Origin of the sequence: Microvirga alba, assembly GCF_015694465.1 — a bacterium.
Taxonomy (GTDB): domain Bacteria; phylum Pseudomonadota; class Alphaproteobacteria; order Rhizobiales; family Beijerinckiaceae; genus Microvirga; species Microvirga alba.
Genome location: NZ_JADQDO010000011.1, coordinates 18,779 through 44,798 on the forward strand (window position 1 = coordinate 18,779; position 26,020 = coordinate 44,798).

The window sequence follows — 26,020 nt, forward strand, 5'->3', positions numbered from 1 at the left end:
AATTAATCGAGGAGTGTCGCGCGCAGCGCTTGCCAGCATTCGCGATCGGCAGCGCAGAGAAGGCCGCCGCTGAATTCGGTGGGACGATAGGCGGTGCCATCGAACCGCGCCGAGTAACCGCCTGCCTCTTGATGCAAAAGACACCCGGCGGCGTGGTCCCACGGCATCAGCTTTGCATAGAGCAGGAAGTCGCAAGCGCCTGAAGCGGCCAAGCGATATTCGTGCGCAGCGCATCGATAGCTCGACACGATGCCGATTTTCGGGAACCGAGCCGGAACTCTTTCGCGGAGCGGCGCAGGGAGATGATGCCAGGAAACGCATCCCTCCATACCGCCGACGGATTGAGGTGCGGCGACGCGAAGCCGGCTTTCGGCCCCCTCCTTGCTCCGCCGCCAAGCGCCCTCGCCCTTTACGGCGATGACGGTGTCACCGCAGATCGGGTCGTGGATGACCCCCGCGACGGTTTCGCCCCGCACCGTCACCGCGATCATGCTGCCGAACAAGGTCAGGCCCGAGGCGAAGTTCTTCGTTCCGTCGACAGGATCGACCAGGAACGCGAGTTCGGCCTCGTGGAATTTTCCGAGAAGCGAAGGGTCCTGAGAGGTCGCCTCTTCACCAACCACGACCGCACTCGGAAACAGATGCCGGATCCCGGCCTCGATCCGCACTTCGGCCGCGACATCCGCGTCCGTGACCAAGTCATGCGCGGATGTCTTCTGACGGATCGCGCCATCGGTGAGATTGCGGAAGCGCGGCAGAATCTCGGCCTCGGCCGCCGATTTCAGGATTTCGGCGAGATTTACGACGTGTTCGGAACGGAAGGGTGTCACCAATCGACTCCAGCGAATGCAGACTTCTGACGTAGCCTCGGTTCCGCTGGAACGAAAGCGAAATCAGACCTCGTGGACACTTGTCAGGCGCACGAGGTCATCCTGCAGCTCCGGCGTGCATCCGAGGATGAAGTTGCCCTCGCGCAATCCGTCGTTGGCCAGGAAATCGTTCGTCCATCCCCCCGCCTCCCGGATGAGCAGAAGGCCGGCCAACGCATCCCAGGAATTCATGTGGAGTTCGCAATAGCCATCGGTCCGCCCGCAGGCGACATAGGCAAGCGCCAGAGCGCCGGAGCCGCCGCGCCGGACCACGGCACCTGCGACCATCAGATTGTCGACCCCCTTGATGTAATGGCTCAAGGGCCGACGGGTCGACCACCCGAATTCCACCGATGCGGAGCGCAGATCGTTCATGCCGCTGACGCGGATCGGCTCGCCATTCAGTGTCGCGCCGCCATCGCGCCGTGCGGCGAAAAGCTCGTCCGACATCGGATCGTAGATGAGGCCAATCGCGACCTCGCCATCCTGCACATAGGCGATGGAGATGCAGAACTGCGCGATGCCGCGAACGAAGTTGGCGGTGCCGTCGACCGGATCGACCACCCAGACATTGTCGTTGAAGGAGCCGCCGCCTTCCTCGCCGAAAAAGGAATCCGAAGGGAAGTGCTCCAAAAGCCGGGCCCTGATCAGTTGTTCGACCTCGGCATCCGTCGCCGACAGATAGTCCTGATGGCCTTTGAAGTTCAGCATGGACAAGCCGGGGCGGCCATTGAACTTCCGTTTCGCGAGCGCCCCGGCCTCCCGGACCACGGCACAGGCGACGGAGAAGCGCAGACCAACCGCGTCAGGCGCGCGGGATGCTGCGTCCTCCAGGATTTCTGCCCGAAGTGTCATTCGTCTATCCTCAAGCGCTCGCCGCAGCCGGATGAGCGGATTGCTCTTTCTCGTCCTCGATACGCCTGATCCATCGGGCAGCAAAGCGGGCAGCCTCGATCAACATGGGCTTGGGCGTCTCGAACCACTCATCCGGATGCAGAGCCCGCGCTTTCCGAATATGCCCGATGGCGGAATCCAGGGTCGGGAAACGGTCGGCCATCTGAATGTGCAGATAGAGCGCCGCCAGGATCACGGATCGGCTGCGTCCGCCGCGGCAGTGAAGCAGCACATTGCCTTTGCGGCGATGAGGATATGTCGGTCGATTGGGGAGACGCTGACGAAGCGCGCCGTCGAGCAGATAGTATCCCGCGAGCACCATCGTCGCCGGATTCCCATCGTCATCGATCAGGCCGAGCTTGTAGTTCCGGAACGGGCCGTTCGGCGTCTGATCGGCGACGCCCGCCTCCGACGCGTAGTTGATATCGAGATTGACCGCGCAGTTTACGACGATCGCGATATCGTTCTTCTCGAGCAATCCCTTGTCCGCCGCCGCCTCGGCATCGCCGACGAACAGTTTCACGCCGAACGGCGGGAGATCATCAACGATCAGGCTCAAAGGGGGACGCGGGAAATGGGGAACAGGTTTCATTGTCATGTTTCAAAAATGGAGTAGAGATCTTTACGGCGTACCCGCCGGGCCTATGCAGCGTGAGACGCGCTCTGCTCGCCGCAAGACGGCGCGATGCGGTTGCCTGAGGCATCGAACAGGGTGAGACGATCGACGGGAAGCGTGATCCAAACATTCTTTGTCGGAAGGCTCATCTCGAAACGCGGGATGAGCGCGGTGACCCTTTGGCCCTTCACGATCAAGGAGATCAGGGTCTGCGATCCCGTGGGCTGAACGAAATCGACCTCGGCGGCGAGCGCATGCGCCACCGGCTCGTGATGGATCTCGATATCCTCAGGCCTGACGCCGACCGTCACCGGTCCTTGTGGAGCTTCAAATCCGCGCCGCGAGGGCACGTTCAATCCATGGATGGAAACGGCGAAATCGGCACCGGATTTCGTCACCTCGCCCTGGAAGAGGTTGATCTTGGGATCGCCGATGAACTCGGCAACGAAGAGATTGGCCGGGTTGTGATAAATCTCGTACGGACTGCCCTGCTGCTGGATCAGACCGTCGCGCATCACGACGATGATGTCGGACATGGTCAGGGCCTCGACCTGATCGTGCGTGACATAGACCGTCGTTGCATCGAGCTCACGATGCAGGCGCTTCAGCTCGGTGCGCATCTCGGTGCGAAGCTTGGCATCGAGGTTGGAGAGCGGTTCGTCCATGAGCAGGATGGAGTTGCGCGCGGCGATGAGGCGAGCCACCGCCACACGCTGTTGCTGGCCGCCCGAGAGTTCGGATGGATAGCGCCCTTCGAGCCCCGTCAATTGCACCTTCGAAAGCGCTTCCGCCAGACGCGTCTTGACCGTTTGTGTGGGGATTTTGGCCTCGGACAAGGCGAGCGTGATGTTGCGGTCGACTTTCATGTTCGGCCACAGCGCGTAGCTCTGGAAGATGAAACCCAGGCCGCGCTTTTCCGGCGGCACGAAGCTTCCCGTATCGCCGGAATAGACCGACTTTCCGGCCAGACGGATTTCACCGCTGGCCGGGTGTTCGAGCCCGGCGATCATGCGCAAGGTCGTGGTCTTGCCGCAACCGGACGGGCCGAGGAGCGTCACGAAGCTGCCCTTCGGGATTTCGAGATCGAGCCCCGGAATCGCCAAGTGGCTTCCGTACGATTTCGTGATGTTGCTGAGGATGATTTCAGACATGGGTCACCCTTCCGTTCGGAAGCCTGTTCTTGACGATTAGCGGCTGGTCTCGGCAGTCCAGAAGTCGCTGATCTTCGCGATGTTGTCCTTCACGAATTCCGGCGATGCGCTCAGCTTGCGCGCCTTCGGCCACATCTCGCTATTCGGCGGCGGCGGCACGTCGGTGCGGGGTGAGAAGGTGCCGATCTGGTAGAAGGCCGCCATGCCTTGCAGCAAGTCGGCGGAAGCGCCTGAGCGGAACGGCTGCTTCAACTCGGACTTCTCGTTGAGATCCTTACTGCCCATAAGGAAAGCCACGTAGAGCTTCGCCGCATTCGGATGGGGCGCTTGGCCGGCGACCGCGACATAGGTCGGATAGGCGAAGAGCGCGGCCGGCTGCAGATCCCACGGAATGGCGTTCGCGTAGTTGTCGCTCTGGTTCTTGGTCAGATAGTGAATGACCGAGAACGCCATCGGCGGCTTGGCTTGACCGCGCAGGCCGACAGCCGTCGCGATTTTCGAGCTGTTGTCCGAGATGACGATGTCGTTGGCGATCAGACGGTGCAAGAACTCGTATCCGGCATTTTCGATATCGGGCGAGAGCTTCAGCTTCTTGCCGGCATGCTTCTCGTAGGCCTTTTCCATATCATCGGAGTGCTCGACGATGGCGGCCAGCATCATAAGTGTCGTCAGCGAACCCGCCGGCGACTTCATCGAGAACCGGCCCTTCCATTGCGGCTCGGTCAATTCCCAGATGTTCTTGATCGGTGGCTGCGGATTGGCTTCCGAATTGTAGAAGACGCCGTAAGCTTCAATGACGTGGGTCAGCAACGGGTCCCGGTGTTCCTTGGGGATCCGGTCGTTGAGATAGGACGGCACGTAGTTCACGATACGGTTGTTCGGCAGAAGATCGAACACCATCTGCTCGGTGCCGCCGGTATAGACCACGTCGGCGGCGAACACGCTCGCTTGCTGTTCGCGGACCACCTTCTCGATGGTCTTCTCGGAGCCGAGATCGTAGGCCTTCACCTTGATTTCAGGATAGGCCTTCGCGAAATCCTCCGCGACCTTGTTCATGGTCCCGGTCGAGGAATAGACGACGACTTCGCCCTCTTTCTTCGCGTTGGCGACCACATCCTCCCACTTCTCGTCCTTCTGGTAAGGACCGAACTGGTTTTTCTGCATCCAAGCGTTGAATTTCGGATCGGCTTTCTGCGCGAGCGCCGGGGCCGCGAAAGCGAGACAGAGCGCGCTGGCGGCGAGCCAAGTCCTGGAATGGCGGAGTGCTGATTTCATTGCCGTTTTCCTCCCGTTCTTTGTTGATTATCGACGCGGCCTCGTGGGCTCAGGCCGCTGCGACCTTCACATTCCGGGTGAGCACCCGGATGACGATGTTGATTCCGATGACGAGTGCGACCAGAAGCGTCGTGGCGACGCCGACGAGCTGCGGCATGTCCTGGCTCTGGTAGTTGTAGATCACGCCAGCCAGAACGTTGTTCGACGGCGTGACGAGCAGCACGATCAGGGATAGCTCGCGCATGATACTGATCAGACTGAGCAGCATGCCGGAGAGCAATCCACCGGCGGCGATCGGAACGATGATCTTCACCATGCGGCGGAACCAACCGATCCCTTGGATCCTTGCCGCTTCTTCGAGCGACTTGTCGATCTGGAGAAGGGCCGCGATGCCCGTGCGTGCCGTGAAGGGAAGCGTCTTCACCGAGCAGATGAGCACCAGGAGCGCGAAGGTTCCGTACAAAGCCGGGAACGGGCCGACGGGATGCGAAAACATCCCGATATAGATCGCGCCGAATGCCAGAGCGGGGAAGATATAGGGCAGGAACGCCACCATCTCGAGCGACTTCGACGTCAGCGTTCCCCGGGTCCGAACCACCACGTAGCCGATGAGGAAACCGAAGATGCCGGTGGTCATCGCGGTCATGAACGACAGCTTGAGGCTGTTCCACGTCGCGTCGAGGACATTCCCATTGTTGACGAGCGCCGGTTGCAGTTGATCGACGCCCTCACCGCCTCCACCGATCCAATAATGCAGGGTCAGGTTGCTCAGGCTGTAATTGCCGGCAGTCTTGATCAATGATTGCAACACCAGCAGCACGAGCGGAAACGCCACGGCCGCCACCATGAGAACCATGAGCAGCGCGAAGATCGGCCAACGCCAGAATCCGAGGTCGATCTCCTTATTGCGGAAGCCTTTTCCGGACAGGGTCACGAAGCTCTTTCGCACGCCGATCATGCGCTGGTTGACGTAGATGAACAGGCAGGCGAGCAGCACGAGAACGAGCGCCAGCAGGAATCCATCTCCGGCGTTTCGCGTGCCCATGGCCGCATAAATCTGCGTCGGGAGCACGTAGTACCGCACAGGCATTCCGAGCACGGCCGGAGTGCCGAAAGACCCGATGACACGAATGAAGGTCATGACCACCGCCGACCCGATCGCCGGCAGCAGAAGCGGCGCGGTAATCAGCAGGATCTGCTTGAGCCGCGAGAGGCCCGACATTGCTCCCGCCTCTTCGAGTTGGCTGTCGACGCTGACGAGCGAGCTTGAGACCGAGAGGTACGAATAGACATAATAGTGCAGCGACAGGCAGATCACGATCGGGATCGGGCCATAGGCGATCCAGTCGGGCGGCTGGGTGCCGAAGAAGTAAGCGAACGCGCCCATCGCGCCGCCGATCCGGTCGTTCTTGAAGAACGTGATCCAGGCGAGCGCGAGTACCCATGAGGGGAGCATGTAGGGGATCATCACGAGCGTATGGAGCGTGTTGCGGAACGGAATGTTCGTCCGCACGACTAGCCATGCCAGGCTGCAACCGATCGTCAGGCAGATGATTGTGGCGCCGAGCGCCGTCACCAGCGAGTTGAAGAACGGCTTGTAGAAAATCGCCCAGGACAGACGTCCGGCGAAAACGCGCTCATAGTGGAAAAGGGTAAAGTCGCCGACCTGCGCCTTGGGGAGATAGGCCCGGTCATAGGGCTGGACGGTCACCGTTTCCCGCACCAGCTCGAAGAGCGGCACGAGGACGAGCCCTCCGAGGATCAGTGCCAGAACGATCCCAAGGATCCGCTCCGGCTGCGACAGGAAGGTCCAGAGGCGTCGGCTCGCTCGTCCGCCGAAGGGAAGACGATAGGAACCGGCCGGCGCGGTTGTTCCGCTCATGCTGACGTCCTTCTCGCGGCGAGCGAACGCGCGCCGGAAAAAGCATTTCCACCCACGGCCAGCTGTTTTTCCGGGCTCCGCTGATCGAAGCCCCCGCTGGTCCGCATTCATGTCGCCGCTTGACGCGCGAGCCCCTTCAGGAGTCGCTGCTGCGGCTTATGAAGGGATGATTGCACACGTGTGCATTCAATAGCAAGCGCCTTTCCGCAGCGGAGTGGCAAGACCGGCAGAAACCTTAGCAGGTCGAGCGTTCGACCAGTTCGACGGGCAGGATATGATGGATGGGGGCCTCGCCCGGACGCGCATCCCGCTCGATGGCGGCAAGAACGGAGGCCACGATGCCGGAGGTCGACTGGCGAATGGTCGTCAGGTGATAGGGAAGCCAGCTCGATTGAGGGATATCGTCGAAGCCGACGAGGGAGAGCTGCCCCGGAACGGACCGCCCCATCTCGCGCGCTGTGTCCAGGAAGCCCAAGGCGAGCAGGTCCGTCACGCAAAACACGCCGTCCAGACGGTCATCGGACAACAAGTCTCGCGCCGCCTGCGCCCCTGTCTCATACGAGGTCGTACCGGACGCCCAGATTTCGGTGTCGAGGCCGAACTCCCGCATGCGCGCGACGAACGCGTCGCGCCGGCGCATCTGGCTTTGCGTCCCGCGACCGTTGCTGACGACAGCAGGGCGTTTGCAGCGGGCCTGCAGCAAGCGGTCGGCTGCAAGTTTCGCGCCACCGACATCATCGCTCATGATGACATCCGTCGCCGTGTCATCCGATTCCCGATGCATCAGGATCACACGGACGCCGTTGGCGCGGCATTCGTCGATGATCGATGAGGGCGGCGAGCCTGACATGATGACGATAGCCCGCACGCGGAATTCCAGGATCAGTTCGATCAGCGGCGCAATGCCCTGGTCCGCGTCCGCCGCATTGAGAAGAAGACATTGCATCCCGCGCGAGAGCAGGCCACGGCTCAATTGGTCGAGCTGGCGGGAGATGAAGGGGGTCCCGAGGTTGGCCCCGACGACGCCGACAAGATGGGATTTCTCGCTGATCAGGCTGCTCGCCAGGCGATTGACCCGATATCCGAGTGCCTTGGCTGCATCTTGCACCCGCTGGCGCACGGCGGGAGAGACGCTGGCGCCAGGCGTGAAAGTTCGCGAAACGGCGGAACGAGATACACCGGCCAGACGAGCGACATCCTCTGCCTTAACGAACCCCCGCGGACCCTTGTCTTGCGTCATGACAGTCAGTGTCTCTCACTCGGAAGCGCCGTTTCTCTGCTTGGGGCGATATCGTGTAGCTTTTCCACCATTCTACGGACAACCGCAAGACATGAGCCTGCGCACGGGCTTGTCACGCCTGGATGGCGCCCGTTTTGCAAGGTGATTGTTGATGATGTTTGGGCTTGGCGGGGCGGGGGCAATCATGTCTCCGGCCTTTGAGCGCGGTCCTTGACCGCTAATGTTTTACGCTGGAGCTGCCCCCTCTCAAGTTATCGCGCTTGACCGACGTAAGACAGTGCCACGGGTTTTCCAGATCCGGCGGTCTTCACATCATCTCATCGTCACCGTGCCAACTGGGATGCCCTGAGGGGCGAATAGTCTTAGCTTGCCGTCTATGATGCCGCCGGCGCGGCAGCTGATTGCTCCCAGATTCGCAAGCCGTGCTCCTGGCCATGACCGCCCGGGCAATCCGGGCCATCTTGTTGGCCAAGGCGACGGCCACCACCTTGGGCGGCTCCTTCACCAGCAGCGATCGGGCCCAATCAGCCAGTGCCGTCTTGGTTTTACCGGACTTCATGCTGTAGAGCTTGACGTGCGTTTCCACGACAAGCAGCTTGCGGAGGTGCCGGTCGCCCATCTTGGAGGTGGAGCCACCTCTTGCCGCCCGTTGAATGCTGCCGGGGCACGAGGCCGAGATAGGCTGCATACTCCCGACTGGGAACTGTCGCAAACCTATCGGTAATTCAGTTCGGCCTATGTCTCCAGAAGCTCTGGAGGCGCAAAATGTTCAGAGGCCGTCATTTCGATCGCTCGGTCATCCTGCTGTTTTGCGACGGAGCCCCGGCCGGTGCTGCCCCCACCGTCTGACCTGGGCTGACCTGACCGTTGCACACGCCAGCCTTGCCTACTTGGTATCACGTTGACAGTACCGTCTCGCGTTTGCGACACCCCCGAAAACGGACGGATAGACTTGGGCCATGTCGAACGCCGTAAACCACACTTCGCAGAAACTCATTGATGCTTGCGAGCACGTGCTGCGCGAGGTGGGCTCGCTCGACGAGGTGACTGTCCGGCGTATCGCCGGGGAGGCCGATGTCAACGTCTCAGCGATCAGCTACTATTTCGGGTCGCAAGAAAAGCTCATCATCGCCGTCGCGCAGCGGGTCTACCGCCAACTCAACGTCGAACGGTTGACGTTACTCCATAACGCGACCGCGCGCCGCGCGCCCGATCCTCCTGACTTAGAGGAGGTGATTGCCGCGCTGGTCGGCCCTTCGGTGCGATGGAGCCTCGATCCTCGTTCCCGTTACCCGGTTCTCCGCCACTTAACAGACATGGCGAAGCGCAGTCGTGATCCCGACCTCTACCGCTCCATCGTCGAGGACGTGGAACACCATCGAGCCTTCTTCCCCTACCTGCGACGGATCTCGCCCTGGCTCGACGACGCAGGAATCGGGTGGCGCATCAGCTGCGCGCTGGGAATCCGTTCGCAGGTCATTCGCCACCGATTGCGTACCGGCATTTTGACCGGAAATGCCATCGATCTCACCGACGCGGAGATCGTCATCGCGCACATGGTCGAGGTAATTACCCCGATGTTCCGGCAGGGCCTGCCAAGAACGACGGATGCGATTTCGAACGCCGTTTGAAAACCGTCATGAAGGGGAAACAGACCTTCTCTATCGAAGCTCCCGCGCGCTGCATTGCGTATGAAGGGAGCCTGAGCAATGGCCAGTATACGAATCTCTTCGCTTCATAAGGTGTATGGAAAAACGCCGGCGGTCCGCGGCGTCGATCTTTCGATCGGCACAGGAGAGTTCGTCGTTATCCTTGGTCCGTCGGGGTGCGGGAAATCCACGCTCCTGCGCATGATCGCTGGCTTGGAGGACATCACTTCGGGCGTAGTCGCCATCGACGACGTCATCGTGAATGACCTGGAACCGGGCGATCGCGGATGCGCGATGGTATTCCAGAATTACGCGCTCTATCCGCACATGAGCGTGAGCGAGAATATCGGCTATTCGCTGAAAGTCGCGGGTGTCGCACGAGCGGAACGCGACGAGAAGATTCGCCGCGTCGCAACCCTGCTCGGGCTCGATACGTTTCTCGACCGACGACCGGCGCAACTCTCGGGCGGCCAGCGGCAACGTGTCGCGATGGGCAGAGCAATGATCCGTTCGCCCCGGGTCTTCCTGTTCGACGAACCTCTTTCCAACCTCGATGCTAAGCTGCGGCTGCAGATGCGGCTTGAAATTAAGCGCCTGCACCGGGAGCTTGGCTCAACGAGCATTTTTGTCACTCACGATCAACTCGAAGCCATGACGCTGGCAGACCGGCTCGTGGTGATGAATGGCGGGAAGATCGAACAGGTCGGAACGCCGCAGGAAATCTATCGTCGTCCCGCGAGTCTGTTTGTCGCCGACTTTCTCGGATCGCCGCCGATGAACTTCATCCCGGCCGTGATCGATGACGAAGGCAAGGCGGTCTGCGCGGATGGACTCCGCCCCTGCCCGGATCTGATCTGGGACCTTGAGCCCGGCGCCGAGGTCAGAATCGGTGTGCGTCCCGGCGATCTTCAAATCGTCGGCCGCAGCGCACGCGGCGCGCTGCCGTTCGAGGTCGAGATGGTCGAGGATTTGGGAACAGAAAACCATCTCCACGGCACCACTACCGGCCTGCGCATGACGGCAGTACTCGCTACGGGCGAGGCGGTTCCGGATCACCCCTTCGCAGTCCTCATTCCCGAATCCGCAGTCCATCTCTTTCGCGAACGCGACGGCGCACGCATCGACCCTAGGTCGGTCTCCCGGATCCATTGAAGCCAGACAGAAAGCAAACATCATGTCTCGTGAGACGACGTTTATCCATTTGACGGACCTTCATGTCGGCGTGCCGGATGTCGCTGACCCTCACCTGTTTACCGATACGGCCGCGACGCTCTCGACCATTCTGGAAATGGTTGCGACGATCGACCCAAAGCCGAGCTTCCTCGTCGCCAGCGGCGACCTGACCAACAAGGGCGACGTCCCGAGCTTCCATCACCTTAAGCGCATCATGACCGGGATCGACCTTCCGGTGATCTACGCCCTTGGCAACCACGATACGCGCTCCGGCTTTTATCAAGGCATGCTGGACAGGAACGATGCGCTCGAAGCCCCGTATTTCCACGATCAGGTGATCGACGGGATACACGTGATCACGCTCGATTCCAGCACGCCCGGCCAGATCGGCGGAACGATCGAGCCCGAACAGTTCGCATGGCTGGAGCAGGCGCTGGATACGCACGCGGAGCTGCCGAAGCTCATCGTCTCCCACCATCCGCCCGCCTTGGGCGAGGAGCCTGATCTCGCCCATTGGCGTTCCATCGTCTTTCCGGATTCCCAAAGGCTCGCGCAAGTCCTGAAGGGCCGCAACGTCATTGGTATCCTCAGCGGTCATATCCATCACGACCGCGTCTCCTTGTGGCACGGCGTCCCAGTCGTCGTCGGAACCGGCCAGCACGCGGCAACCGACATCCTGCAGACGGACGTGCTCCGCATGGTCCGCGGCGCATCCTTCGGCATCGGAACGATCCGCCGCTCAGGGCTGACCGTCGCCTTCGTGCCTTTGCCGTCGGACCGTGCCGAACTCAACCGCTACCCGCTCGAAATGCTCCGCCAGCGCAACGCAATGGCGGAGATCGCCGCCGCCGAGTGATCTCGAAATTCCGCAATCGATAAGGACGCTACTCTCATGTTCAGACGCCATTGTCTCAAGCTGATGCTGGCCGGCTCGGCCTTCGCCCTCTCCAGTGGGTTCGCTCAGGCGCAGATGGCCGCTTCGATCGACAAGCCCGTGACCATCACCTTCTACAATTACAACCTCGCTTCCGCGAGCGCGGGTGCGGACGCGACCCGCGATCTTCTTCGCGAATTCATGGAAGCCAACCCGAACATCACGGTAAAGGGCGTTCCCGTTCCTTCAAACGAGATTCTCAGCCGCGTGCAGGCGGATATCGTCGCCGGCCAGCAACCTGACGTCGCCCAGCTTGTCTTCCGCGACCTCATCTATATCGCCAACGATCTCGGCGCGAACGCGCTCGAGGTCATGGTTCCGCCATTCGAGCTGGCGAAGCAGTTCGAAGGCATGATCCCGCAGGGAATCGACCTCGGCAAGGTCGACAACAAAACCTACGGCCTCGCCTATACGTTCTCGACGCCGATCCTTTATTACAATGCCGATCTTTTCCGCAAGGCTGGTCTTGATCCCGACAAGCCGCCGCGGACCTGGTCTGAGGTGAAGGCCTATGGGGAGGCGATCAACAAGGCGACTGGCAAGCACGGATTCTTCCCCGGCGCTTATGGTCCCGTCGATGGAACCTTCGTCTATCAGGCGATCGCGATGTCGAACGGCGGCAACGTCCGCGACGGCAACAAGCTCACCTTCGCGGATGCGGAGGGACTGGAGGCCGTGCAGATGCTGCGCAGCATGGTCGACAGTGGCGCGCATGCGCGCATCGACGTTGGCAGCCACCAGGACACGATGGCGAGCGGCAACCTCGGCATGTTCCTGTATACGAGCGCGGTGCAGAGCAGCCTCCTGAAATCCGCGAAGGGGAAATTCGATTTGCGGGTCGCGGCCATGCCGGGCTTCGGCGAGAAGCCGACGCGCCCAACCAATTCAGGAAGCGCGCTGTTCGTCTTCAGCAAGGATCCGGCGAAACGCCGCGCCGCCTATGAACTGTTGAAGTTCCTCACGAGCAAGCAGGCCTATACGGTCATCACCACGAAGATCGGCTATCTGCCGCTGCGCCTCGATATCGTCGACGACCCGAAATACCTCGCGGGCTGGGTCGCAGAAAATCCGATGATCCGTCCCAATCTCGAGCAGCTTTCGCGGCTCACACCCAACGTCGCATTCCCAGGGCCAAACTATCGTCAGGTCGAGAAGATGATGATGGACGGCGTCCGCGAGGCGGTCTTCGGCAAGGGCGATGCGGCCGCTGTCCTGAAGGCGGCGCAGCAAGATGCCCAGCGGCTGATGCCGCGCTAATCGGCAGACGGCAATCGGGGCGGACGAAAGTGCCCGCCCCGCAAAAGAGAGCAGGAACCATGAGCGAGACCAGAGCAGTGAAGTTGCCAACCGGTGGGATTCGAGCCCTACCCGCGCTGCCGCGCCTCAATCTAGCGCCGTGGCTCTATCTCGCGCCGGCGCTGATCACTATCGTTGTGTGGACCTATCTGCCGCTGATCGAGGCTTTCCAACTCTCGTTCTATCAGTGGAATATGCTCCCGACATCGCCGAAGAGGTTCGTCGGCCTCGCCAACTACGCACACCTGCTGACCCTGCCGGAGATGCACGCGGCGCTGGCGAACACGGCGATCTACATCCTCGGCCTGTTTCCGATGTCAGTGATCATCCCGCTCGCGGTGGCGATTTTCACGCAGGACCTGAAGGGGCCGATGCGGAACGTCTACCGCACGCTCATCTTCGTTCCCATGATCATCGCTCCGGTCGTCGCCGCCATCGTGTGGCGCTGGCTTCTCAACGAGGATCACGGGCTCGTCAATGTCGCGCTGGATACTCTCGGCCTGCATCGGATCGGGTTCCTGCAGGATCCGAACTTCGCACTCGCGACGCTGATCTGGATCACCGGCTGGAAGCTGATCGGGTTCTCGACCCTTCTCTTTTCCGCCGCAAACGCCAGCATCAACCCGAGCTATGTCGAGGCGGCGCGCATGGATGGGGCGTCCCGCTGCCAGATCATTCGCGACATCCGTCTGCCTCTGCTGTCACCGACGATCTTGCTCCTGTCTATGATGACGGTTCTTTTCGGGGCGCAATGGAGCTTCACCTATATCAATGTCCTCACCGGCGGCGGACCGCTGAAATCGACCACGAATATCTTCTATCTGCTCTGGGATTACGGGTTCGGCAGCTTGTCGGTCGGCTGGAGTTCCGCGGCGGGGATGATCGCCTTCGCTGGGTTCACGATGATCGCGTTCTTCTGCCTACGGCTCATGAAAAGGTGCTCCGTCTATGACAACTAGCATGAACAGGGTCTTGTCGTCCGGCGCCGCAGTTGAGCCGGAGGTTTCGCGGAAAGCCCGGCCGCGCATTCGCCCGGGTGCGCTCACCATCCACGCGACGATGATCCTCCTCGCCTTCATCGCGATCTTCCCGGTCTACTGGATGGTTGTGTCCTCTCTGAAGGCGGAGAACGAGATCTTCTCGACCGGACTCTGGCCATCTGCGCCGTCGCTCGACAACTACGGCTTTGTCCTGTCGCAAATTCCCATGCTGCGGATGCTGGCGAACACGACTGTCGTCGCGGGCGTGACGGCGGCCCTGCACGTGCTGACAGGCTTGTTCGCGGCCTATGCACTGGTCCGCTGGCGGTTCCGCTTCTCCGGTTTTGTATATGGCCTGATCGCACTGTCCTGGCTTGTTCCGTTCCAGGTGACCATGATCCCCAATTACGTGCTCGCTTCGCGGCTCGGCCTTCTGGACACGCTCGCCGGTCTCATCGTTCCGCACGCGGCAGCGGCCTTCGCGGTGTTGATGCTGTATCACGCCATGAAGTCCTTTCCGACGGAGATCATCGAAGCAGCCCGGATGGATGGCGCGAAGCATTGGCGCATCCTTTGGGAGATCATCACGCCGAACCTGCGCGCGTCCCTCGCGTCTCTTGGGATCCTCGCGTTCATATCGGCCTGGAACGAGTATTTCTGGCCGCTCCTCCTCTCGCGCAGCATCGAGAATTCGGTCGTCCAGATCGGGCTGCAGATGTTCATGACGCAGGAGGGGAATCTCTGGGGACCGCTAATGGCGGCGTCGACCCTCGCGAGCTTACCCATTCTGGCCATTTATCTTCTCCTGCAACGGCAGGTCATCGAATCCTTCATGAAATCCGGACTGCGCTGATGACAAATTCTCCCGGCCGCCTGATCGCCCTGGCGGGCGCACACAATATTCGCGACCTTGGCGGCTATGCGTTGCGAGGTGGCGGACAGACGCGCTGGCGCTCGATCCTGCGCGCTGACGGATTGCACAATCTGATGGAGGACGCGCAGGCCGAACTGGTTCGGAACGGTCTTCGGACCGTCATCGATCTGCGCAACGCCGCCGAGCTGTCCGCGGCGCCGAACCCGTTTCGCACGCATCCAGACGTCGTTTACCACAATATCCCGCTATTCAGCGCCCTTGCGCCGATACACATGTCCCACGACCCGAGTAGAGGGCCTTTCGACATGTCCGTCCGCTACTGTGATGCGATCGATCTCTGCCAGCCCGCTATTTCGAAGGTCATCGTGACGATCGCTGCGGCGGAAGACGGAGGCGTACTGTTCCATTGCAGCGCGGGCAAGGACCGGACGGGGATCATCGCGGCTCTGCTCCTGTCCGCTGTTGGGGCTTCGGAGGATGTCGTCATCGACGATTACGCGCTTACGGAAACCGTTGCGTCGCCGCTGATCGCGCGGCTGCGGGCGGAAGCCTTGGCGCGTGGGACGGCTCCGGATCTCGCTGACGGATATCTGGCCTGCGAGCCCGCACTGATGCGCCGGACGTTCGACCACCTGAATCGAGCATATGGCGGGGTTCGCGCGTATCTTTCGCAACTCGAGATCAACGACGCCATCCTAGCGCGTCTCGAGCGGAGACTGACCGTCGATTCGATGAGCTGATACCCTGCGGCGTGTTGCAGGCGTTGCTCAACGGATCGGATCGTGCACGCATTAAATGCGACTCGCAGCATGCTCCACGCTCGTCGCGATCATTCCTATTGAGCTGCATCGCCCGATGATCCTGCTAATCCGATTATTCAAGTAGCGGCTCTGCCGGATCCGGATCAGTTTGAGCAGACGCCTTGAACGATCCTGCAGGGTGCTCTCGGCATCACACAACAGGATTGCCTCACGATTGGTCTGGCTGCCATCGATCACGATTCTCTCGGGACGGCCGCGTTTCATCGATGTGCCATCTGCGGGTGACCGGACGCTTGCGCCGATGGACTGCTCCAGCAGAAGCGGAGCATAGTGAACGGTCCAGCGGTGGATTGTGGCGTGGTCAACGGAGATGCCGCGCTCAGCTATCATCTCCTCGAGATCCAGCAGGCTGAGGCTATAAGCGAGATACCACCGGACGCACGGCAGGATGACCGAGCTATCGAAATCGCGGCCCTTTGAACATGTGAATCTCCGGAGTTTTGCCGGATGCGTAGACCGAACTGAGTTACTGAACAGTTTGCGATGGATCCGATCCACTTAGTCGGAAAATAAAACTCCCTAACAAGAACAGGCGCCGCTCCGAAGAGGGGCGCCTGCCAGAAAAACCAATGCTCCCACGAAATCTTAGGTCAGCCCTGCCTTGATGCGGTCGGGTGTAAACGGAAGTTGGCGGAACCGAACATCAGTCGCATCGAAGATAGCATTGGCCAGGGCAGCGGAGGTCGGGCCCTGGGATGCTTCGCCGGTGCCGAGATAGGCCTCGCCCGGGCGATTGATTACGGTGACTTCGACGGGTGGCACCTCCGAGAAGGTCAGGATCGGATAGCTTGCCCAGTCCTCGGAGAGAACCTTGGAGTTGTCGAACTTCACCTCTTCCTTGAGGCTCCAGGACAGCGACTGGATCACGCCACCCTCGATCTGGTTGGCGATGCCGTCAGGGCTGACGACGTGCCCGCTATCGGCAGCTGTCGCAACTCTGACGACGCGGACGCGGCCGTTGCGCCGGTTCACCTCCACCTCCATCGCAACGGCGCAGAAGCCTGCGTAGTTCTTGTATCGAGCAAAGGCGATGCCGCGACCGCGACCTGCTTTCTTCTCGAACTTGTCCCAGCCGAAGGACTCTGCGGCCTTCACGAGCACGTCACGGGCGCGCTGATCCTTCAGGAACCGCAGACGATACTCGAGCGGGTCCGCCCCTGCCCCTTTGGCAAGCTCGTCGATGAATGACTCGATTGCGAAAACATTGGCATAGGCACCAAGCCCACGGGTCGAAGAGACCCGGAGCGGCATCTCGGTAATGAAGTGGGTCACCACCCGCTGTCCGGGGAAGTCGTAGAGTGCGATTGCGTTGCGGTCGGCCGCATAATTCGGAGGACCGCCATTGCGCGGAACGGGCTGCTGAAACGGCTTTTCGAGATAGCGGGCTGAGAGCAGATTACCAGGCTCCCCCCCGGGCCGTGTCCCATGGGGCGTCGACCACAGATCGAGGTTCCAGTCGAGTATGTTGCCCTGTGCGTCCACTGCCGCCCGGGTCTTGACTACCATGGCTGAGCCATAGGGCTCCCACTTGTGCTCCTGCTCACGGCTGTAGACGAGCCGAACGGGTCGGCCGGGCAGCGCTGTCGCGAGCAGGGCCGCATCGGCGGCCGCATCGTCGGCCATGTTGTGACCGTAGCAGCCCGAGCCCTGCATATGCTGGCAGCGGACCTTGCCAACCTCCATGCCGAGCATTTTTGCGATCGCCTCGGCAGTCTCGAAAACGCTCTGGCTATGGGTCTGAATGGTGAGAGTGCCATCACCGCCCAGGGTGCCAATCGCTGCCGACGTCCCGATCGAGGCGTGCATGTGATAGGGCCGCCGATAGGTCGCCTCGACCACCTTGGCCGGCTCGCCTCCTGCCGGGCGCTCCTTTTTGTGAATCTCCTTGTCAGCTGTCTTTGCCGCGAGCAACCAATCGTAAATCCCTTCGTGGCCGGGGAGGACGTTCTGGACTTCCCATTTTGCAGCATTGGTCAGCTCCGCAGCGGCCGCGATCGCCTGCTCCTCGCGTTCAGCGATGATGCCAAGGAAGCTGCCATTGCGCACGATCTTGAGGACGCCGGGCATCTTTTCGATCGGACCTGTGTCTACCTGCGTCAGCTTCGCCGAATAGGTCGGGGGCCGTACGATCCGACCGTGCACCATGCCCTCAGGGCGGTATTCTTGAAGGAAGATCGCTTCGCCCGTCATCTTCGCCGGAATATCGACGCGTGTGACCGACTTGCCGATATAGCGGTGTTCGGAAACGGGCTTCAGCGGGACATTGCCGGTTGCCTGCCGTTCCAATTCCTTGCCGGTCACCAACTCCCAATAGGTTGCCTTCGCGCCTCCGGGACCGGTGACAATGCCGTCGGAAACCTTCAGCGACTCGATCGGCTGCCCCAGTTTTCCCGCTGCCATCTCGATGAGGATGCGGCGAACTTCTGCCGAAGCCTGCTGAACTGCGGGAGCGCAGCCCGGCATGGATTGGGAACCGGCGGTCGTACCTTCGTTGGGGACGACGGCAGTGTCTCCGGAGATCAGCTTGACTCGTTCAAGATTCACATCGAGCTCGTCGGCGCAGATCTGCGTAACCGCAGTCAGAATGCCCTGACCGAGTTCGACCTTGCCGATCATCAAAGTGACGGTCCCTTCGGCATTGATCCTGAGCCAAGCGCTCAGCAGGGGCGTCTCCTTCAGGTCGCCGGCTAGTTTCCCTGTCGTTTCGGCCGCAATGCCGATATCGAGAGGAACTGTAAACGCCAGAGTCAGGCTCCCGATGGTCTGCAGGAAGCCGCGGCGGTTGAGAGTAAACGGCTTGTTCATCTCTTAGGCCTCCTTCGCCGCACGCAATACCGCACGAACAATCCGGTTCTGCGAACCGCAACGGCAGAGATTGGCATTCAAAGCGGAGCGGACTTCGCCATCGCTTGGGTTCGGGTTGCGATCGAGAAGAGCTTGCGCCTGCAGGATCATGCCGGACAGGCAATAGCCGCACTGAGCTGCCTGCTCGTCGATGAATGCTTGCTGCAGCTTGCTCGGCTTGTCGCCTTCACGCAACCCTTCGAGCGTTGTCACGGACCGCCCTATGGCGGCTGACATCATTGTTTGACAGGATCTGACAGGCTCGCCATCGATCAGTACCGTGCAGGCCCCACATTGTGACTTGCCACAGCCGAACTTTGTCCCGTTGATCCGAAGGTCGTTCACAAGGACGTACAGTAGCGGCGCGTTCCCAGGCGCTTCTACGTTAACGTCCTTTCCATTCAAGCGGAAAGCAACCACGTTACTGTCTCCCATCGAGTTCATTTGTATTTCACACCCGCATTAGAACTCTTGTGCGGCGCACTCTTGTAAAGTCGAAACTTTCACCAAGCGATCGAGTATTTTTAGCGTAAGGTCGGGGGCTCGCGCCGGCAGGGGTGCAAAGCATTCGTACAGCTTAACGAAACTAGATTTGCATGCAAGAACTGCATATCCAAGTCCCGCCCCCATACGCCGGAAACGCTTTATTACCTCGGTCGGGCCAGATTGCTTGTATCATCCGAGCAAGGATCTGATGATGAAACTTCATATCGCAACGTCAATCCTTGTTGCAGCCTGGCGACCATGGCAATCGCGGATGGCAAACGCAGATCGGCCCACGCTCTAGGCAGCAAAAGCCCTCGAACTCCTCTCAAAGAGGCAGCGTTATTAGACGGTCGCACTACACGCCAGGATCTCACCAACGCATGGTGTTGCTACGGTGTATCAATATCAATCAGCCAAATAGGCGCCGCGGTCGAGAGTGCAACTTAACGGGTTGAAACGGGTCCGCCCCTCAAAGATCGTCAGATCGGAAACCAGCAACCATACCAGTCACCTCGGCCCAGACTCTGAAGCGTGGGCTCTATACCCGTGATGATCAGTGACGTCGGAGTTGGCAGGACGGCGGAAGAGGTTCGCCATCTCAGTTTGACCGAGAAAAATGGGGAGCCTGACCTGCTGATTTGAAGCACTTCTAAAATCAGAGCCAGTGTAAATATCTCTACCGTGCCATCGGCAGCAACGACGATACCATAGATTTCTGGCTCAGTGAACGGCGAAATGTGGCGGCCGTCGGTACGGTCAGGTCGCACCTGTGCTGCGATCATGAGGGCGCACAGGATCGCTCACAGATCGAATTGTTTTGAACATGCTGCTTTATCCGCCGAGGCGTTGGTCATAGCCGACCGATAGGAAAGAAAGATTTGAGAACCCCAAAATTGCGGCCATTGAACATCGCACACCTCCATGGATATCGGATGCATATCCGGACCCGAGTTGCCGTAGGATTAGCGGCAGTGCCGTATTGCGCCCCTCAACTTCGGATCGCTCGATAAATCGCCCCCAACTGACGCTCCTCCATCATTTCGCTTGTTGAGATGATAAGCGTTCGCCGCGCCAGATCAGACGCGTTCGTCGTCGTCGACGTGATCCTGCCCGAGAGATAGGGGTACTCATCAATGGCACATGCAAACAAGCGAGAAACCCCCGACCCGAGTGACCAAAGAACGCGAAGTGCCTCGTCACACGCTTTGCCGGAGGTGAAAGTCACGAACACGAAGGACCCGGTCGGCTGATAGCCCTCTGCGGGCGAATGGGTGCTAATTTCCGGGCAAGCCCGTTCGAGTTGATCGGACAATGCGTCGAACCTGTCCCGGGTTCGGTCGAGATGATCCCTCAATCGGGATAGCGCCTGACAACCGACTTTTCGTCTCCAAGAGCCGACCTTATGAAGCGGAATGGGGCCAGTGAAGTAATCTCCGATGGCCCTGATCGGGTCGTTTCGCTTCAGCCAGTAGCGCCGAGGGCCTCCGTAAACAAAACTGAGGCACAAAGGATTATAGAGAAAGTGGTAGGCCAGCAGCTCAAGGCTCCTGCGCAGCTCCAGCAAGCGCTTATGATTTCTCAATCGCGTCGAGGTTTCACGAAGACCCCGCCGAATTTCCGGCGTTTCACCATAGAGACAGCCGCCTTCGTAAAGCGTGAACCCCTTCCCGGCGGCAAAACTGAAAATTCCGATATGGCCAGCGGTCCCAACAGGCCGTCCGTTGTATTTGGCACCAAAACTTTGCGCAGCGTCTTCGATCACGAAGATCTCCCGCGAGGCTGCCTGAATGAAGCACCTCACGCGATCCACATCGGTCAATGCGCCACCGTAATGCGTTGGAACAACGCAGAGTGTTTCGTCGTCAAGCTGTTTGCCCAAATGGGTCAAGTCGAGATCAAAGCCGCCCCGAACCGTGTCACACACGGCAATCCTCAACCCCGCCTGTTCTGCGGCCAAAACGACGAGTGGGCACGTGTATCCGGCTATCACGACCTTTCGGCGTCGCGACAGGGTCTTTAGATACTCGAATGCGATGACGAGAGATGCTGTTCCGGAGCACTCAAGCTGAACCTCCGGAACGTCGAGGAACTCCGCAATCCGCTCTTCCAGATTCGAGGGCCCTCTAAACGCCCCTATGAGATCGCTCCATTTGGGTCTGAGACCAGAAGTCGGAGGAGCCTCTCGCAGGATCATATGTGCGTCGCATCCGTCTCGGTTTTCGCCAGGAGGAGAACACCACCCAGGATCGCCGCGCATCCGAAAAGTTGGATGAGGTTCAGCCGGTCCCCAAACAGGACCATCGATGCCGCAGTGACTGTGACGATTTCCAAATGTGAGGCCGCGAACAGAAGGCCAACAGGGGCGTCCCGAATGAGAGTCATATAGACAATGAACGCACCGCCATAAGCGAGTGCGATCGTGAGGGCCCATGGCTCGGACAGCAGCCGCGACGCGAAGTCGAGGCCAATCTGGATAGGTGCAACGTTTTCGCCTGTTATCTTGAAGCCAATTTGACCGAGTGTATCGAGGGCCAGCAAAGCCAAGAAGCCGATCAGGAAATGTGTACGTTTCACGCCCCGCCCCACCCCACCAGAGCAACGCCAAACGCGATGAGCGAAACGGCGACTGCGCGCTTACGAGAAATGTATTCCTTGAACAACAAATGGCCCCCGATCAGCACGCCGATGATGTTGACGCTGCCGACCATAACGCCTTGCGACAGCGGAACGAGGGAGAGGAACGAGAGCCACAACAGTGCTTCGAAAACGAACGCTCCGATCCCAAGCCAAAGTAGCCAGCTTCCAAGCATTCGACGCCATCTCGCAACGCCGGAGCTTTCGCCCGCTTCAAGCGACGCGGCCTTGAAGGCAAGTTGCCCCACGGTGTCGCACACCAAATTTCCAAGCCAAAGGAGTGTCGCGAGAGGGCTCATCAGCCGATCCATAGTTGATGGCATGCCAATGGAAAGCCATCCTCGCTTGGCTCAAAGGACTTCCGCGCATTGTACGTTCGTGCGAGCAGTACGGGCATCTGAACACCTAAATTGCGTTGAGTCTGAAGGCGTAACTAAGACCTAATCCGAATGTGAGTTGATCCCTCGATCCAAAACGTGTGGTGATCGGGCTTGCGCCGGCATCGCCAACGAGGCGGTCATACCGGTGGAATACAGTTGTTCTCCACTGCTCCGACCAATCGTAGCTGAGCCCTATGCCGTAGCCGATCGACTTCACGCCTCCACGAGCATTGAAGGGCGGCACGAGACCGTTCCGAAAGGACGCGAGCGGAGAAACCCCGAATTCCTGCTGCATGGTCCGATTATCGGCGAGTGAGAGGCGCGGACCACAAGAGAGGGTGAAGGCCCCAAACTGCTGAACGAGATCCATGGAGAGATCGGCGACAAAGCCGTCCTGTCCACGGACTCCATGCCTGACTTCCACACGGGTCCGAAGCATCTCCGGAACCGGCCAGAATTCCGCAAAGACCCCGGGCTCGATCGTCCAGGGATAATTGTTCAAACCAGCGAGGCGAATATCATCGCTCGTGGACCGGCCGGATCTGAGATTGACGACAGGGCCGACCTTGAAATTTGAGGTACTGAAGAGCGTGTAGTCGAGGCTATCGTCCGGGGCCCCAAAATCCTCAGGCTCATTTGGTTGCCTAAAACTGACCGATGGAAGTCCCGACAATCCGTATTTCGCAGATCCTTCGTATTGCGGACTGAACAGGCTTGTTGCTCCGATGGTAACAATCCAACCAGAGGAAGTCTCGGCGTCAGGCGCCCCACCCTCGACACCCTGAGCCCTCGCCTCAAGCGCGGGCATCACCTGGGCGATGACAGCGAGAAATGCAACGGGACCTGTTATCGCGCGTCGCGCGTATTGCCCAGACCCTACCCATCGAAATTTAGCCATAACTTCTTCTCAATCGAAACTATGATCGGCGCGGATTCCAAGCTTCTTGATGCGATGCCACAAGCTTCGCTCCGTCACGCCCAGGCGCTCCGCAGCCCTGACCTGAACGCCGTTCGTTTCGCGCAAAGCCTTAAGAATAAAGCTCCGTTCAATCTGCGCGAGCTCTGCATCGAGATCATCTGGCAGCTTGGAGGGAGAATTCGCTTTGGGCTGACCTTCCAAGACATAGCGGGGAAGATCAGGAACGTCGATACTGGCGCCTCGCGCGACAATCACCGCGCGCTGGACGCAGTTCTGAAGCTCGCGAACATTACCCGGCCAAGGATATGCGACCATTGCGGCTTCGGCGGCTGGGGTGAAGCCGACGAGGCGCTTTGCCATATCTTGAGCGAACGATCGAAGAAATTGGCTGGCGAGGAGCGGTATATCTTCGGCGCGGTCCCGCAAGGGAGGGATCGCCATCGGGAAAATGTTGAGGCGATAGTAGAGATCTTCTCGAAATTCCTGCGCCTTGATCATCTTCCGCAAGTTCTTGTGCGTCGCTGCGATGATCCGCACATCGACGCTAACAGACTTACTTGCCCCGATAGGCTCGAAAGTCTGCTCCTGGATGGCACGTAAGAGCTTCGCCTGGATCGAGATCGGCATGTCGCCGATCTCGTCCAGAAAGAGGGTTCCACCGTCTGCGAGCGCAAATCGCCCCTCCCGCGCGCTCACCGCTCCAGTGAACGCACCCTTGGTATGGCCGAAGAGCTCGCTTTCGAGCAGTGCCTCAGGTATCGCGGCGCAATTGACCGCAACGAACGGCTTGAGATGACGCGGGCTGTTGTAGTGGATTGCGCGGGCCACAAGTTCCTTTCCGGTTCCACTCTCGCCTTCAAGGAGAACCGTTGCGCGGCTTCCACAAACTTCCGTGATCTGTTGCAGGACGATCCTGAAGACCGCGCTTTGACCTGACAGGTTCTCAAATTTGTACTTTTCCTCGAGTTCGTCACGTAGTCGGCGATTCTCTTTGAGCATCTCGCCGAGCTTGAGCGCCCGAGCAATTGTCGCAACTACATCGTCGATCTCAAAGGGCTTCGAAATATAGTCGAATGCGCCCTCTTTAACGAGATCGACGGCGTCGCGCACTGACGCGTAGGCCGTCATGACAATGACGGGGATGTCAGGCCTCGTCTCCTGAATTTGGTGGAGTAAGTCGCGGCCACCAAGGTCAGGCATGCGTAGATCTGCAAGAACTATATCCACGTGGGACGAGCCCAATGCCTCCTGAGCCGCTTGAACGGAGCCTACCGCCTGGGTGTCGAAGCCCCGCTCGTCGAGAGCGACGGAGAGCACTTCCGCAAGGCGGATCTCGTCATCAACGACCAGAACAGACGGCTTCATCGAGGTTCTCCATGATAAGGTACGGGAGACAAACGACGAAAGTCGTACCGTGCCCGGGCTCGCTGACACAGCTGATCGTGCCGGCGTGATCCTCGATGACAGCCTTGGCCTGAGCAAGGCCAAGCCCGGTTCCTCTGGCTTTCGTCGTGAAGAATGGATCGAATACGCGCCTTACCACGTCTTCCGGCATTCCGATCCCGTCATCCTCGACCCGCAATTCAAGGCATTCAGGCTGGAGACTCATGATGACGGTGAGGTGCCCACCTTTCGAGGTCGCATCCATCGCATTCAGAATGAGGTTGAGAAGCGCTTGATAAAGTCGATCCGGATCTCCGAGAACCACCGCTCCCGTGTTGCGGCCAAGAACCGCGCAAGTCAGGCCACGTTTCGCCAGCTCAGGAGCGGTAAACTCCACAACCCGCTCGACGACTTCCTTCATGAGTTCGATACGACGCTTATGAAGCTCTTTCGGCCGCACGAAATCGAGAATTTCCTGAACCAGGCGATCAATGCGCGACACCTCGTCAAGCACAAACCCGATCAGGCGATCTTCGGAAGGCTTCAAGGCGGACTTCATTCGGACGACCTGACTTGACGTCTTGATAATGCCAAGCGGGTTGCGGATCTCGTGAGCGATAACCGCAGCCGCCTCGCCGAGCGCAGCGAGCTGCTCCCGTCTCCTCATCTCTCCTTCCATGTTGCGAAGCCGTTCAAGTTGCTCACTCATGAGATTGAAGCCAGCGGCAAGTTCAGCGAGTTCGCGCCCGCCTTCTTCCCGAACACGACCAAGATAATCACCTGTGGCGACCGCTCTGAGGCCGAGCGTCAGGGCTTGCACGGGTTGAGAGATCCGCTGTGCAATCAGGGCCCCTACGAGAACAGAGAAGAAGCCAGCAACTCCCGCGAGAGCCAGGAAATATTGCCACTCGGAAAGGTTCTCAAACACCGCCGTCATACCCGCCACCCGGCAAGCGACGATGCCAACCAGGCGCCCCTGATCGTCTCGCAAGGCAGCAAAAGCTGTTGCAAGCCGATCCTGAGCATTACTGGATGAGATTGCGCTGGGCGCGCCACGCATGAGAGCACGATAGACACTCTCCGGAACACTCACCTGATCTTTGACCCCGTTCTTTCGCATGATGGCAGGGCCATTTGGGCCGACTTGAAAGATCTTGATGTCGAGTGATTTGCTCGCTTGCGATGAGTTAAAGAAAGCCTCGTCGATCAAGTTGGCGACAAAGACGAAGTACTGCTTTCCAGCGATGTCAACGGCCCGCGCAGCTCCTCCGATCAAGGCGTCACGGCCGTTCACCCGAACACGATACAGCGACTTACGAGAATCCTGCGGGGGCGCATCGACAAAATCAATTTGGCCAAAGGTGTATTCTCTTACGCCGTCCTCGCGGTAAATCTGAACATAGTCATAGCCGACAGACGCGAGGAGATCGGCGAAAGGGTGGACAAAGTGCTCAAACCGCCCCGGATCGATACCATTGCGATTGGAGAGCGCTGCCGCGATGATGGCTGCGGATTTATCAGCTTCGATTTTGGTCTCATCGGCGTCGCCTGCGAGAAAACGCGCCGTCTCTTCCAGCCAACGCTCAACATTGCGCTCGAACGCTACTGAAATTGCTTCTGCCGCGATATAGCTTGCGACCAAAACGGGAGGCGCGCTCACAAGCAGGAATGCTAGGATGAGGCGCCAACGCAGCGACAGGAGGCGGATGCTTGTCATTGC

Annotated in this window: 22 protein-coding genes and 2 pseudogenes; 7 read left to right on the forward strand and 17 right to left on the reverse strand. The window is 59.7% G+C overall.

The genetic code is table 11. The annotated features are described in order from the left end of the window. Positions 1-2: 2 nt before the first annotated feature. From I2H38_RS17890 to I2H38_RS21535, 8 genes and pseudogenes are all read right to left on the reverse strand, one after another. Entirely contained in the window at positions 3-830 is an 828-nt protein-coding gene (locus I2H38_RS17890; protein ID WP_196273242.1) for an inositol monophosphatase family protein, read from the reverse strand. Between the two features lie 63 nt (positions 831-893). Next, positions 894-1,724 (reverse strand): inositol monophosphatase family protein, encoded by an 831-nt coding sequence (locus I2H38_RS17895; RefSeq protein ID WP_196273243.1) that lies wholly within the window; start codon positions 1,722-1,724, stop codon positions 894-896. 10 nt (positions 1,725-1,734) lie between these two features. Further along, on the reverse strand, positions 1,735-2,355 hold the full coding sequence (locus tag I2H38_RS17900) for a dual specificity protein phosphatase family protein (protein WP_196273244.1): 621 nt from the start codon (positions 2,353-2,355) through the stop codon (positions 1,735-1,737). A gap of 50 nt (positions 2,356-2,405) precedes the next feature. Further along, positions 2,406-3,530, reverse strand: coding sequence for an ABC transporter ATP-binding protein (locus tag I2H38_RS17905; RefSeq protein ID WP_196273245.1), 1,125 nt, complete (start codon positions 3,528-3,530; stop codon positions 2,406-2,408). Between the two features lie 36 nt (positions 3,531-3,566). Beyond that, positions 3,567-4,805 (reverse strand): ABC transporter substrate-binding protein, encoded by a 1,239-nt coding sequence (locus I2H38_RS17910; RefSeq protein ID WP_196273246.1) that lies wholly within the window; start codon positions 4,803-4,805, stop codon positions 3,567-3,569. 49 nt (positions 4,806-4,854) lie between these two features. Further along, positions 4,855-6,687 (reverse strand): ABC transporter permease, encoded by a 1,833-nt coding sequence (locus I2H38_RS17915; RefSeq protein ID WP_196273247.1) that lies wholly within the window; start codon positions 6,685-6,687, stop codon positions 4,855-4,857. Positions 6,688-6,922: 235 nt separating this feature from the next. Then, positions 6,923-7,927: a LacI family DNA-binding transcriptional regulator gene (locus tag I2H38_RS17920; RefSeq protein WP_196273248.1), complete on the reverse strand. Its 1,005-nt coding sequence runs from the start codon at positions 7,925-7,927 to the stop codon at positions 6,923-6,925. 588 nt (positions 7,928-8,515) lie between these two features. After that, positions 8,516-8,622: pseudogene (locus I2H38_RS21535) on the reverse strand (transposase); the annotation flags it as partial. A 264-nt stretch (positions 8,623-8,886) separates the two neighbouring features. On the opposite strand from I2H38_RS21535, the gene I2H38_RS17930 reads away from it, so the two are divergent. The 7 genes from I2H38_RS17930 (at position 8,887) to I2H38_RS17960 (ending at position 15,573) form a co-directional block, all read left to right on the forward strand. Next, on the forward strand, positions 8,887-9,558 hold the full coding sequence (locus I2H38_RS17930) for a TetR/AcrR family transcriptional regulator (protein ID WP_196273250.1): 672 nt from the start codon (positions 8,887-8,889) through the stop codon (positions 9,556-9,558). Positions 9,559-9,636: 78 nt separating this feature from the next. Continuing rightward, entirely contained in the window at positions 9,637-10,728 is a 1,092-nt protein-coding gene (locus I2H38_RS17935) for an ABC transporter ATP-binding protein (protein WP_196273251.1), read from the forward strand. Between the two features lie 22 nt (positions 10,729-10,750). Continuing rightward, positions 10,751-11,605 carry a metallophosphoesterase gene (locus tag I2H38_RS17940; protein WP_196273252.1) on the forward strand — a complete coding sequence of 285 codons (855 nt, stop codon included), beginning with the start codon at positions 10,751-10,753 and terminating at the stop codon, positions 11,603-11,605. A gap of 36 nt (positions 11,606-11,641) precedes the next feature. Then, positions 11,642-12,940 (forward strand): ABC transporter substrate-binding protein, encoded by a 1,299-nt coding sequence (locus tag I2H38_RS17945; protein WP_196273253.1) that lies wholly within the window; start codon positions 11,642-11,644, stop codon positions 12,938-12,940. A 59-nt stretch (positions 12,941-12,999) separates the two neighbouring features. Next, on the forward strand, positions 13,000-13,938 hold the full coding sequence (locus tag I2H38_RS17950) for a carbohydrate ABC transporter permease (RefSeq protein WP_196273254.1): 939 nt from the start codon (positions 13,000-13,002) through the stop codon (positions 13,936-13,938). 1 nt (position 13,939) lies between these two features. Then, the gene (locus I2H38_RS17955) at positions 13,940-14,812 is read left to right on the forward strand and encodes a carbohydrate ABC transporter permease (RefSeq protein WP_229426780.1); all 873 of its coding nucleotides are present in this window, start codon (positions 13,940-13,942) and stop codon (positions 14,810-14,812) included. Then, on the forward strand, positions 14,812-15,573 hold the full coding sequence (locus tag I2H38_RS17960) for a tyrosine-protein phosphatase (protein ID WP_196273256.1): 762 nt from the start codon (positions 14,812-14,814) through the stop codon (positions 15,571-15,573). The genes I2H38_RS17955 and I2H38_RS17960 overlap by 1 nt, the downstream gene beginning before the upstream one ends. A 103-nt stretch (positions 15,574-15,676) precedes the next feature. Here the strand turns inward: I2H38_RS17960 and I2H38_RS17965 are convergent. From I2H38_RS17965 to I2H38_RS18005, 9 genes and pseudogenes are all read right to left on the reverse strand, one after another. Then, positions 15,677-16,044 (reverse strand): annotated as a pseudogene (locus I2H38_RS17965) (IS6 family transposase); the annotation flags it as partial. A gap of 195 nt (positions 16,045-16,239) precedes the next feature. Further along, complete coding sequence (locus I2H38_RS17970; RefSeq protein ID WP_196273257.1) at positions 16,240-18,459, reverse strand: xanthine dehydrogenase family protein molybdopterin-binding subunit; 2,220 nt, start codon at positions 18,457-18,459, stop codon at positions 16,240-16,242. 3 nt (positions 18,460-18,462) lie between these two features. Next, positions 18,463-18,918: a (2Fe-2S)-binding protein gene (locus I2H38_RS17975; RefSeq protein ID WP_324617428.1), complete on the reverse strand. Its 456-nt coding sequence runs from the start codon at positions 18,916-18,918 to the stop codon at positions 18,463-18,465. A gap of 1,054 nt (positions 18,919-19,972) precedes the next feature. After that, entirely contained in the window at positions 19,973-21,241 is a 1,269-nt protein-coding gene (locus tag I2H38_RS17980; protein WP_324617429.1) for a DegT/DnrJ/EryC1/StrS family aminotransferase, read from the reverse strand. Next, entirely contained in the window at positions 21,175-21,558 is a 384-nt protein-coding gene (locus I2H38_RS17985; RefSeq protein WP_196273260.1) for an EamA family transporter, read from the reverse strand. Before I2H38_RS17985 ends, I2H38_RS17980 begins: the two co-directional genes overlap by 67 nt. Next, positions 21,555-21,917, reverse strand: a complete 363-nt coding sequence (locus tag I2H38_RS17990; protein ID WP_196273261.1) for a hypothetical protein — start codon at positions 21,915-21,917, stop codon at positions 21,555-21,557. Before I2H38_RS17990 ends, I2H38_RS17985 begins: the two co-directional genes overlap by 4 nt. Positions 21,918-22,023: 106 nt before the next feature. Next, on the reverse strand, positions 22,024-22,896 hold the full coding sequence (locus I2H38_RS17995; RefSeq protein WP_196273262.1) for a MipA/OmpV family protein: 873 nt from the start codon (positions 22,894-22,896) through the stop codon (positions 22,024-22,026). 9 nt (positions 22,897-22,905) lie between these two features. Beyond that, entirely contained in the window at positions 22,906-24,282 is a 1,377-nt protein-coding gene (locus I2H38_RS18000; RefSeq protein ID WP_196273263.1) for a sigma-54-dependent transcriptional regulator, read from the reverse strand. Beyond that, entirely contained in the window at positions 24,257-26,017 is a 1,761-nt protein-coding gene (locus tag I2H38_RS18005) for a sensor histidine kinase (protein WP_196273264.1), read from the reverse strand. The genes I2H38_RS18000 and I2H38_RS18005 overlap by 26 nt, the downstream gene beginning before the upstream one ends. Positions 26,018-26,020: the final 3 nt, after the last annotated feature.